General features: G+C 38.6%; 14 protein-coding genes. 7 read left to right on the forward strand and 7 right to left on the reverse strand.

The annotated features are described in order from the left end of the window. Positions 1–20 precede the first annotated feature (20 nt). The 3 genes from WKH56_RS14945 to asnB form a co-directional block, all read right to left on the reverse strand. The gene (locus WKH56_RS14945) at positions 21–1,478 is read right to left on the reverse strand and encodes a phytoene desaturase family protein (protein ID WP_028412406.1); all 1,458 of its coding nucleotides are present in this window, start codon (positions 1,476–1,478) and stop codon (positions 21–23) included. After that, positions 1,475–3,007, reverse strand: coding sequence for a phytoene desaturase family protein (locus WKH56_RS14950; protein ID WP_310884184.1), 1,533 nt, complete (start codon positions 3,005–3,007; stop codon positions 1,475–1,477). The genes WKH56_RS14945 and WKH56_RS14950 overlap by 4 nt, the downstream gene beginning before the upstream one ends. Positions 3,008–3,321: 314 nt before the next feature. Then, a complete protein-coding gene (gene asnB, locus WKH56_RS14955; RefSeq protein WP_028412408.1) occupies positions 3,322–5,169 on the reverse strand; it encodes an asparagine synthase (glutamine-hydrolyzing) in 1,848 nt (615 codons plus the stop codon). Positions 5,170–5,340: 171 nt separating this feature from the next. On the opposite strand from asnB, the gene WKH56_RS14960 reads away from it, so the two are divergent. Beyond that, the gene (locus tag WKH56_RS14960) at positions 5,341–5,901 is read left to right on the forward strand and encodes a DUF2777 domain-containing protein (protein WP_033578020.1); all 561 of its coding nucleotides are present in this window, start codon (positions 5,341–5,343) and stop codon (positions 5,899–5,901) included. Positions 5,902–5,986: 85 nt separating this feature from the next. Here the strand turns inward: WKH56_RS14960 and WKH56_RS14965 are convergent, their stop codons facing one another. The 3 genes from WKH56_RS14965 to WKH56_RS14975 form a co-directional block, all read right to left on the reverse strand. Then, entirely contained in the window at positions 5,987–6,121 is a 135-nt protein-coding gene (locus WKH56_RS14965; RefSeq protein WP_255293414.1) for a hypothetical protein, read from the reverse strand. A gap of 134 nt (positions 6,122–6,255) precedes the next feature. Further along, positions 6,256–6,603, reverse strand: coding sequence for a DUF1516 family protein (locus WKH56_RS14970; protein ID WP_013055360.1), 348 nt, complete (start codon positions 6,601–6,603; stop codon positions 6,256–6,258). 78 nt (positions 6,604–6,681) lie between these two features. Further along, positions 6,682–7,854, reverse strand: a complete 1,173-nt coding sequence (locus WKH56_RS14975) for a DUF418 domain-containing protein (RefSeq protein ID WP_310884183.1) — start codon at positions 7,852–7,854, stop codon at positions 6,682–6,684. A gap of 198 nt (positions 7,855–8,052) precedes the next feature. On the opposite strand from WKH56_RS14975, the gene WKH56_RS14980 reads away from it, so the two are divergent. The 6 genes from WKH56_RS14980 to WKH56_RS15005 all read left to right on the forward strand — a co-directional run bounded on the left by WKH56_RS14980 (position 8,053) and on the right by WKH56_RS15005 (position 10,282). Then, a complete protein-coding gene (locus tag WKH56_RS14980; protein WP_013055358.1) occupies positions 8,053–8,274 on the forward strand; it encodes a spore germination protein in 222 nt (73 codons plus the stop codon). Between the two features lie 30 nt (positions 8,275–8,304). Next, positions 8,305–8,580, forward strand: coding sequence for a spore germination protein GerPB (locus WKH56_RS14985; protein WP_029324687.1), 276 nt, complete (start codon positions 8,305–8,307; stop codon positions 8,578–8,580). 89 nt (positions 8,581–8,669) lie between these two features. Then, the gene (gene gerPC / locus WKH56_RS14990) at positions 8,670–9,386 is read left to right on the forward strand and encodes a spore germination protein GerPC (protein ID WP_048021936.1); all 717 of its coding nucleotides are present in this window, start codon (positions 8,670–8,672) and stop codon (positions 9,384–9,386) included. Further along, a complete protein-coding gene (locus tag WKH56_RS14995; RefSeq protein WP_013055355.1) occupies positions 9,383–9,559 on the forward strand; it encodes a hypothetical protein in 177 nt (58 codons plus the stop codon). Before gerPC ends, WKH56_RS14995 begins: the two co-directional genes overlap by 4 nt. 12 nt (positions 9,560–9,571) lie before the next feature. Next, positions 9,572–10,003, forward strand: coding sequence for a spore germination protein GerPE (locus tag WKH56_RS15000; RefSeq protein WP_048021934.1), 432 nt, complete (start codon positions 9,572–9,574; stop codon positions 10,001–10,003). Positions 10,004–10,063: 60 nt separating this feature from the next. Then, positions 10,064–10,282 (forward strand): spore germination protein, encoded by a 219-nt coding sequence (locus WKH56_RS15005; RefSeq protein WP_013055353.1) that lies wholly within the window; start codon positions 10,064–10,066, stop codon positions 10,280–10,282. Between the two features lie 47 nt (positions 10,283–10,329). Here WKH56_RS15005 and WKH56_RS15010 read toward each other — a convergent pair whose 3' ends face one another. Further along, the gene (locus tag WKH56_RS15010; protein WP_033578017.1) at positions 10,330–10,635 is read right to left on the reverse strand and encodes an HNH endonuclease; all 306 of its coding nucleotides are present in this window, start codon (positions 10,633–10,635) and stop codon (positions 10,330–10,332) included. Positions 10,636–10,647: the final 12 nt, after the last annotated feature.

Here is a 10,647-nt window from a genome sequence, read left to right on the forward strand (position 1 = left end):
CCTTATGGCTTCACAAGATCTTAAGAGAGCTTTGCAACCGTTTGAATAGACGATTGTTCAATAAGATGATCAGCCAACATTTTTGCTCCTTGCATAACAATTGGCACGCCTCCGCCTGGATGTATAGATGCTCCCACCGCAAAAACATTTTTATATTCGTACGGCTGGTACTGAGGTCTGAATACGCCTGACTGAAACAGCTCAGGAGCAATACCAAAGCTTCCGCCTTCGTAAAGTCCAAATGCTTGAGCATCATTTGGCGTGCGTACTTTTACCCATTCTATTTCTTTACGCAGCTCCCCAAACCCTTTTTCTTCCAAAGTTCGAATGATTCCATCAACAAAATCTTGCTGATTGCTCCAATCAATGTGGCCACCTGATGGAACCGGTACAAGTGCATATAGCACACTTTTTCCTTCGGGAGCTAGGGATGGATCAATAACAGAGGGATTAAATGTATAAATAGCGGGATCTTCAGGAATCGTTTTATGCTTAAACACTGCTTCCATATGTTTAGCCAAATCATTGCCCATAAAGTATTGATGCACATTGTGATGATCATATTTTCTCTTCAAACCAAGATAAAGCAGCAGACAGCTGGACGAAGGCACATACTTCTTTTCTTTTTTTTGAGCAATTTTCGCCATATTAGGAAAGTCGCCATTTAAAATCACTTGATCAAATGGGTGAAGTTTTTCGTCAACAATAACCCCTTCTGTCTTGTCTCCTGATATAGAAAGCTCTTGAACCACCTTATTCAAATGAATGCTTACACCTTGCTCTATCAGCGCCTTTTCAAGAAGTGGCACAAGACTTGCGTATCCCCCTTTTACGTAATAGATGCCATGAGCATGCTCACTGTAAGGAACAAGGGAATAAATAGCTGGTGCCGAATAAGGATTCCCTCCAATATAGAGAGATTGCAGCGAGTAGGCATCTACTAGACGTTCATCATGGAAATACGTTGAAACAAATTTTCTCATTGATTTATTTGCATTCATTTTTTTTAATGCCTTAATGTTTTGCCATGTCCAAAAATCTCGTTTATTTACAAATGTTTTTTCCAAAAATGCATTACTTCCTAATTCAAATCGCTTTTTTAATTCAGTCATAAAACGCCGGTAGTTTTGCTCTTCGCCTGGAAACAAACGGCTAATCTCCTCTAACTGATCTTTTTCAGTCGCTTTTTTTGTATAGGTCGTACCGTCTGGAAAATGAATATCATAAAGTGGATCACAGCGTATTAGTTCATATTGAGAAGCAGAAATGCCCGCTTCATCTAAAATACGTTCAAGCATTAAAGGCAGCAAGACAATCGTGGGACCTTCATCAATTTTATAACCGTCTTTTTCTACAAACGCCAGCCGGCCGCCCAGCTTGTTTTCTTTTTCGAAAATATCAACAGAAAAACCTCGTTTGCTTAATAACAAAGCGGTAATTAAACCGCCTATGCCGCCTCCAACAATTGCTGTTCTCATAATGCACTCTCCATTTCCTTCATGGTTTTAAACGGCTCATTCAGTAATTGTCCGTCTCTTTTTAAGATGAGCTTTGTCGTAATGCGGGATGATTCTAGAATAGTTGGTAGACCGCTCCCTGGATGAGTTCCTCCTCCAACTAGCCAGCAATTTTCTAATTCTTCAAATTTATTATGCGGACGCAGTACCATCATTTGAGTGAGCTGATGTCCAAGGTTAAATGTCGCTCCTTTATAGACCAGCACGTCTTCTTCCCACTGCTTTGGTGAAATGATTTTTTCAACTTCAATATGACTCTCTAAATCTTTGAAACCCGTTTTCTTTTCTACAATTTTTAATACTGCATCTCGAAAAGCTTTTTGTTTTTCATCCCAGTTTACACCGCTGAAATTATTTGGAACCGGCGCTAAAATATAAAGAGCAGACTTTCCTTCTGGTGCTAAAGTTGGGTCTGTTACACTTGGGTTTTGAATGTAGATGGAAGGGTCTTCTGAAAGAGCTAACGTTTTTGTGATCTCTTCTACATTTTTTTTATAATCTTCAGCGAACACAATCGTGTGATGAGGCAGATCTTTGTACTGTTTGTCTATGCCTAGATAAATCATAAAAGTGGAACAAGAGTATTTTTTCTTTTCAAGTTTTTTAACTGTATATTTTTTAAGCGTACCTTCATCTATTAAATTCGTCATGGCATGAGCAAAATCTCCATTGATAATGACGTCGTCTGCCCCTATTCGCTCTCCATTTTCTAGAATAATTCCTTTTACTCTCTTATTTTCAATCCATAGTTTTTGAACACCTTGGTTTAAGTGGATGTGCCCTTGATGTTCTTCCACTACTTTTGCCATTGCTTGAGATAGCTGATTTACTCCTCCTATCGGATGGAAGATACCGTAGGCATGTTCCATAAACGATAAAATAGAAAAGGCTCCTGGACATTCCCAAGGGGACATTCCCAAGTACTTCGATTGAAAAGTAAAAGCTAATTTCAATTTCTCATCAGTGAAATACTTGCCAAGTACATCATAGAGCGTTTTACCTAAGGATAAATGCGGCAGTGCTCGAATTGCTTCAGGCTTTAAATAGTGATGAAAACGATCCATCTGCCCTTGCAATAAAGGCAGCAAAGCCGCCATCTTTGCTTCGGTGTCTTTCATAAAGCGCTCATAGCCTTCCCCGTTTCCTGGGTATAAACGTTCGATTTCTTCTTTCATCTTTTTATGGTTATCCGTCATCTGAATCTGTGCATCATCAAAGATAAGCTCATACATGAGATTTAGACGTTTTAAGTCCATATAGTCATGCGCATTGCGATTAGCAGCTTGAAATAATTCTTCAAAAATCTGTGGCATGCTCAAAAATGTAGGGCCCATATCAAACGTATAACCTGACATTTTAATCGCTGAATTTCGCCCGCCCACGTATCCTTGCTTTTCATATACATCTACTTTATAGCCATGACTTGCTAGCAGCATTGCTGCCGCTAGTCCTCCTGGACCTGCTCCAATCACGATTACGTTTTTTTGCATACATACACTCCTAATCCTATACAATAGTTATACAAACATTATACAAAGCTTTATTATTAAACACAACGATAAACTGCTTGTCTTTATTCGAATCATAAAATTACCAATAACTAAACCATGAAAATATGACGTTTGTACCATTTTTCCAGGGTTTCAGTACACTTTCCCTTTATTCGGTGCTTTCAAGCTTTTATTTTATATCTATGTAAAGTTATACAAAAATAGACTGCGGTCTTCTTCTCTACTTAAACGTATAAAAAAGAGAAATGGATGACTGATTTCATAAAAAAACCCTCTGTACTGAGAGGGTCCTGTCATTCAACAATTTGAATATTATTGTGAGTAAACCAGACGTGAATTTGAGCTAGATGAGCTAGCAGCTGAGGCCCTGTCATTAATTGACCAAACCACGGCGCTTTAAATCCTTCTCCGCCTGTATCAATAATATGCTTTAACTGCTGCTTATCAAAAAATTCATAAAGAGGTGACTGTTTATCTTGTAAAAGAGATTGAAGCCATACAGTTACAGCTTTTGTATAAGCTGGGTTATGCGTTTTAGGGTAAGGGCTTTTCTTGCGATAAAGAACGTCATGAGGCAAAATTCCTTCAAGCGCTTTGCGTAAAATCCCCTTCTCTTTATTGCCCGTCATTTTCATCTCCCATGGAATATTCCATGCATATTCCACAAGGCGATGATCTGCAAAAGGTACGCGTACTTCTAAGCTCGCTCCCATGCTCATACGATCTTTACGATCTAATAAAGTTGTCATAAACCAAACCTGATTTAAATAAAACAGCTTTCTCCGCTGCGCATCTTCTAACGATTCACCTTCTAATTCAGGCACTTCCTTTAACGTTTCTTCATATCTTGCACGTACATAATCTTCTAACTGTAATTTCTTTCTCCATGAACTTTGCAGCAAATCAATTCGAGCATCTAATGAGCGCATCCACGGGAAAGTATCCGAAGACAAATCGTGTTTTCGGTGAAACCACGGATATCCTCCAAAAATTTCATCTGCACATTCTCCTGATAAGCTCACGACAAAATCTTGTTTGATTTCACGGCAAAACCAAAGCAACGATGAATCTACATCAGCCATTCCAGGAAGATCTCTCACCTCTACAGCCTCTGTTAAATGCTGCACAAGGTCCTCCGTTGAAATAATGCAGCGATGATGATTTGTTTGAAACGTATCGGACATGAGCTTGATATAAGTTCCATCAGAATTTGGCTGAAACTCATTTGCTTTAAAAAATTTATCATTGTCTTCATAGTCGATAGAATACGTATGAAGGGAGCCCTTGCCGCTTTCTTTGAACGCATTTGCAGCAATTGCTGTAATGGCGCTTGAGTCCACTCCACCTGATAAAAATGTACAAACCGGGACATCCGACACTAGCTGTCTTACAATCGCGTCTTGCACTAAAAATTTAACTTTTTCTGTTGTTTCAGCTAAATTATCTGTATGCTGCTCACTTTTTACGTTCCAGTATCGCCAAATCTTCAATCCGTTACGCGTAAGCGTGAGCGCGTGAGCCGGGCGTAATTCATTTATGTTTTTAAATACGCCGTGGCCGGGAGATCGAGAAGGTCCTAAGCCAAACACTTCTGCTAATCCATCTAATCCTACTTCTGCTTTTACCTCAGGATGAGCTAATATCGCCTTTAATTCCGATGCAAATTGAATTCCACCTTCATAAGATCGATAGAATAAGGGCTTCACTCCCATTCTGTCGCGTGCTATAAATAACTTTTCATTGGCTTCATCCCAGATCGAAAAAGCAAAGATACCGTTAAAATGATCTACGCATGATTCTTTCCATTCTATATAAGATGTTAGAAGTACTTCCGTATCTGAATGTCCCTGAAATTGATAACCTCTTTTTAGTAATTCTTTCCGAATATCTTCCGTGTTGTAAAGCTCTCCATTATAGCAAAGCGTGTAGAGCTGTTCATTTTTTTCTCGCGTCATCGGCTGTCTTCCGCCTTGAGGATCTACTACAACTAAGCGTTTGTGCCCAAAAGCAACATGCTGCTGTGTCCATACGTTGGTGTCATCAGGACCTCTTTTCGATAAAGTGTCAGCCATTTTTGTTATTGTTGCTGTTTCATTTAAAAGCGATCGCTTTAAATCGACCCAACCCGTTATACCACACATCGTTTATCATCCTTTCTTTCACGCTCTTGTTTATGAATGAAATAATGCCATTGTATGCACGCAGTAGTTACAGTTGAATTGTCCTTATATTTTATTTTTACTTTTCAGTTATAAAGAGAGCTTTTTTAGGCAATAAAAAAATATGGATAAATTTCACACGGAGGTTTGATTATGAATCATTATTCTAAACAACAAGCTATGAACAATCAGCCGCGTTCCTTCGTGATTGGTACGGTTGAATGTGTTGATTCACAGTGGATTTTCTTTGAAGATGAAAGTGACGAAGCTTCCATGCTTCATGAAGTAATGGATGAGACATTAGAACTTCTTATTGATACACGCTGGGAAAAAGCCATTATGGTTGATGACCGTCAAATAAAGCTTCACGATGGAACGTATTTATTGCGAAATGGGGATAAGCTAAGACTGACTAAAAAGCTACCTTATGCATACGAACAGCTTCTTCAATCACTACCGAAAGAGACCTTTTTATCATTCACTCAGCACTTAAATTCATTAAAATTCTCTCTTTATGATTGTATTTACTGTCACAACACATTATGTTTTTTACCGACAGACGGTGATACAAAAGGTGCTAATTTTATCATTTATGACAATGAGGAAAAAATTTGTGCCGTTCAGCATTTATTCGAACGAGGCACGCATTACCTAGACCGATTTGAATATACCGTTAACGATGGAGAACGTTCAATGAATCTTTTTTTAGATTAAAGCAAAAGAAAAGAGTTTGAGACATAACTTCATCAACCTAATCTAAAAAGAAAAAATTGGATATATGAGTTCGTATTGATTGCTTTTAAACCGCTATTGGTTTCCGTGCAAGGCTTCGCTTTCCGCGGGCGGCCGATGAGCCTCCTCGTCGCTTACGCTCCTGCGGGGTCTCACCTGTGCCACTTTTCCCGCAGGAGTCTTCGCCTTGCCCTCCAATCAACAGCTAGAAGCACCTACACGCATTAAATTTACTTTCACCATGACAACGAAAAAAAAAACCGAAGTATTAATCAAAATTCTGATTAATACTTCGGTTTTTTTTGAACTAAAATACTCTTGCCCTATCCTCTTTTCTTATCCTAGTACGACATATCCGTAATAGAATACTAAGATAAGCGCAATTACAAGAACTGCCCAAGCAACGCCTGTACGTTTTCTTTTTTCAGTACGAACAAGGACCATTTCCATTCCCACAAGCACTAACACTCCGGCAATTCCTTTAATGAGCGCTGCGCCTTGAAAATGGTACCAAGCTGCTAACATATGCAGACCTGATACTAATACTAATAAGTATAGAAGTCTCGCCACCATATGTAGGATTTTTTGACCTTTAGCTTTACCTGCTCGATGTAAAATCAACGAAACCACAAACGAGATAATCAATAATGTCCAAAGCGTTACATGAATATGTAGTGGAGCCATTCATCTCACGTCCTTTCTGAAAATATCATATCATGAAAACCTTTCCTTCACCAATAATATAAGGAAGGAAAAGGATTTTTAGCGGCTGCGTCCATATGTAGCATACCGAATGAGTTTTTCAAGCGGTCCATCTGAAAATAGGCTCATCCATATCCAGCTTCCCAGCAGTTGAATAAAAATGATAATCCCCGCAATAGCCAATCCTTCTACAATTGAAATATGTCCGTAGTATCCTAACCCATATGAGTAAAAAAGGAATGTACATACAATGGACTGGACAATATAGTTAGTTAAAATCATTCTCCCCAAAAAGGCAAATGGCTGCATGATTTTTCGAATAGATACACTTCGCATAGCCAATGTGACCAACGTTACAACAAAAATTGCTCCTGCCGTTCCTCCGATTGTATCGTGGATATAGGATGTAGCTACATTGTGATCTAAAGCATACGGCAGTACGGATGATACTGTATACGCGATAAATGAAATAAGGCAAAGCCACTTTGTCTCCACTATATATTCTTCTATTCCTTCGAACCAATCGCTTTTCGCCATAAAACCGCCTAATAAAAACAGTGGAAATAGCGATAAAAACAGAAAAGGAACCGTATTTAAATTATAAGCGTAGTACCAATCCAGCAAGCGCTGATGAAATATTGACGCAAAACTTCCGTGTCCATATACTTGAAGAGCTTGGTCAATAATAGGCTGGTGAATTCCCGCTGCTGTCTCTCCTTCATTAGCAAAAGCCGCTACCGTTAAAATAACAATCATAATCACAGCGTAAATACTAAATATTCCAGTTCCCCATGCTAATAACACTTCTTTCTTTGCTTCTTGGAAAAACAGCATAATCAAAGCAAAGAAGCTGTATATCACAATCATATCACCGTGCCAAATAAATACAGCATGAATAGCTCCCACGAGAAGCAAAGCTGTCATTCTTCGTACATAAAAAGGAGTAAAGCTTACTTGCCTTTCGTATGTACGCTGAAACATTTTCATAAAACCAAATCCAAACAAAATAGCAAGCAGCGCGTACCCTGTCTGCCCTACTACTATATCAACTAATCCATTAGCAACATAACTCATTCTTGAACCATTCATCAAATTATTGTCGTAATAGGCAGCAGGCGAATAAAAATCGGGCATGTTCATCAGCAAAATACCAATAAGCGCAATTCCTTTTAATATATCCGCTGCTTCAATACGCTGTTCTTTATCAATCGCGTTCATTTTGAAACGTTTCATTCTTTCACACCTTACATGCTTTCATTATTGCTTTCACATTATATCGAACATAAAAGTTTTTCTTCAATGTTTACTATTTCCATTCCTCTCTTTAATGTTTTACTTACTCTTTGCATATAGATAAGGAAAAAGCATTAATCACCTTTTTGTCTAGGCTTCATATGCTGTTACTAGACTAAATTAAAAGGGTGTTTGCCTATGCCTGCCATTGTTGGTGTTGTTAATCTTAACAGTGTTGGTTCAGCCAGCGTCTTTCATATTGGAGATGTTTATACAATAGCCCCTATTTCTACTGCTAAAACATTTGCTGGCGCAGGTTCGTTTAATACAGGCGACGGATTATATGTTGTGAATCAGCAGAGCTCAACGAATACGTCGGACAATGACGTAAATGATCAAAATGTCGCTGGAAATCTCTAATAGAAATGAAGCTCATACAGGAGGATGCTTATGAACTTTTATGTAAATCAAAGTATCTGTATTCAAAGTATGAAAATCAGTGCCGTAAGTAACTCTTCGGTACTTCAAATTGGAAGCGTAGGTGTTATTAAACCGAACTCAAATCTCTTTAATACAGGAGGGTTTACAGGCGCTGCACCTACTGAAACAAAAAAAGGCATTCTTGGATCTGTTTCTCCCTCTACCTTTACTCCCGGAACCGGTGCTGGCACTGCACCCGCTCCTTTTTCACAGTCGTTAACTCCCCCAGCTCGAGACAACGACTGACATGTTACAACCTTCATCGCCATATGTATATATATAACTATTTTCTTTATCGGGAGATAAGGGAATCGAGGTGATTGAAGGTGGATAACATGGACTATATTCAGCAGGTATATCAGTATGTTCAGCAAATGTCTTCGTATATTCAGCAGCAAGAAGGACGCATTGCTCAGCTTGAAAAAAACGTACAAGAACTTCAGAAAAAAATAAAAGAGTTAGGTGAACAGCCACCTATTAAAATTGATAAAATTGAATATAAATTTGAACAGTTAAAAATTGATTCTTTAGATGGAACATTAAATATTGGATTGAACCCTCTTACACCCGATAATTTAGAAGATATCATTATTAATGAGAAACCAGAAGTAACGTTTCCGCAAGGAGCTCAGCCACAAGGTCAGCCGCCTCAAGGTGAGCAGCCGGGACAACCCGGAGGTCCTGGACCGCAAAATCCCAGCTTAAAACCATTGGATCGCCAGCTAGAAAAGCAGTGGGTCTCTGATATTCATGAAACGATTTTAAATGAGCTTAATCAATATGGCTTTTCTATGGTTCAACATGTGCTTGATGAGCGCTCGATGATGATTGATGAATCGTACTACGAGTTTATTTTAGAAGATATTAAAAAGCAGCTGCAGCAGCGGATTACTTTTTATATACAGCAAGTTCAGCCGGAGGAAATGGAACGGAATTTTGAACAAATTAAACCGCAAATTATCGGTAAACTTTATGAAGATATGAAAAAAGGAATTGACGCATTTTTAACGTATTTACCTGAATCCTTAAAGAAAGGTGGACCCCCTTCATGAACTTTAACGTTGTAAACCGTGAATTGCTTGTTGGAGACGTTAGTATTACAGGCGTATCTTCTTCTTCTCTTTTTTTAATTGGTGATGCAAATTATATCTCTCTATCTTCAACATTTGATACGCCAGCGGAATCTTTGATTATCGGTCCTTATGTTCCACTATCGTTATCATAAAGGAGCTTATGTATGCTTTCACGCACATCTTCTGTTAATTATATAGAAATTAATTCCTTGTCAGCGAGCTCTTTTTGCCAAATTGGAGATTCAACAGAAATTCACCTACTTAATAAAGCGTTAGCTGATCGGAGACAGTATCCGTTTTTCTACGGCAGAGAAGGCAATTTTGATGATTATGCTATCTTTAGTGAGCCTATTCCCCATGGCGACTACGAACCTATTCCCGTTCAAACATGGAATGAAATACCTTTGATACGCGTTAACAGAATTGATATAAAAGGATGTTCATTTTCATCAGTTATTCATGTGGGCTCAACGTGCAATGTGTATGCAGAAGCTCGCATTAAGCATATTCGTGAACTAATCAACGATGAACCTTCACAGGAAGCTGAAGCCGGAACATCGAAAAAAGCTGCCTCAGCACCTAGCGGCAGTGAGTGAACCTTTTAAGAAGCTGCTCATATACTAAACTAATATCACGAAAAAAAGGGTGTGAACCTCATGCCAGCAATAATTGGACCCGTTAGTATCACGAGCGTCGGAGGCGGTGTCGTAACGTTTGGAGATACGTTTTATGTTTCTCCAAAAAGCGCTGCTAAAACAGCCTCAGGCTCCGGTTCTTTAAATACAGGTAACTTTGTTAATACCAATAACGGCATTTCAGGAACAAATACGTTAGATCCAGATTTATTCGATCAAAATATAGCGGCAAACGCTTAAAAAAACCCCTTATCTTTGCTATTAAAGCGGATAAGGGGTTTTTTTATTCACCTGGATTTTCGGCTGTTTGATTTTTTGGTTTTAGGTAATTTAGAAGAAGGCTGTTTACGAATCCATTTAATAAAGGAGCTAATTTTAGAATCAGCTTGTAATAAAGAAATCGTATTAAGACGAATGGCTAATTCATCATTTGTGTATAACGCATGAATTTGTTTATGACACGGAATACATAAGTTTGCCGTCGGTTCAAACGCTCCGCCCATTTCCTTTGGCGTTAAATGATGTACGGTCGTCAAGACATCCTGCCTTCCGCATAATTCGCATGTTCCTATTCGCCTGTCTTTTTTCTTCATATAGATTTCCTT

Source organism: Priestia sp. SB1 (genome assembly GCF_038898415.1).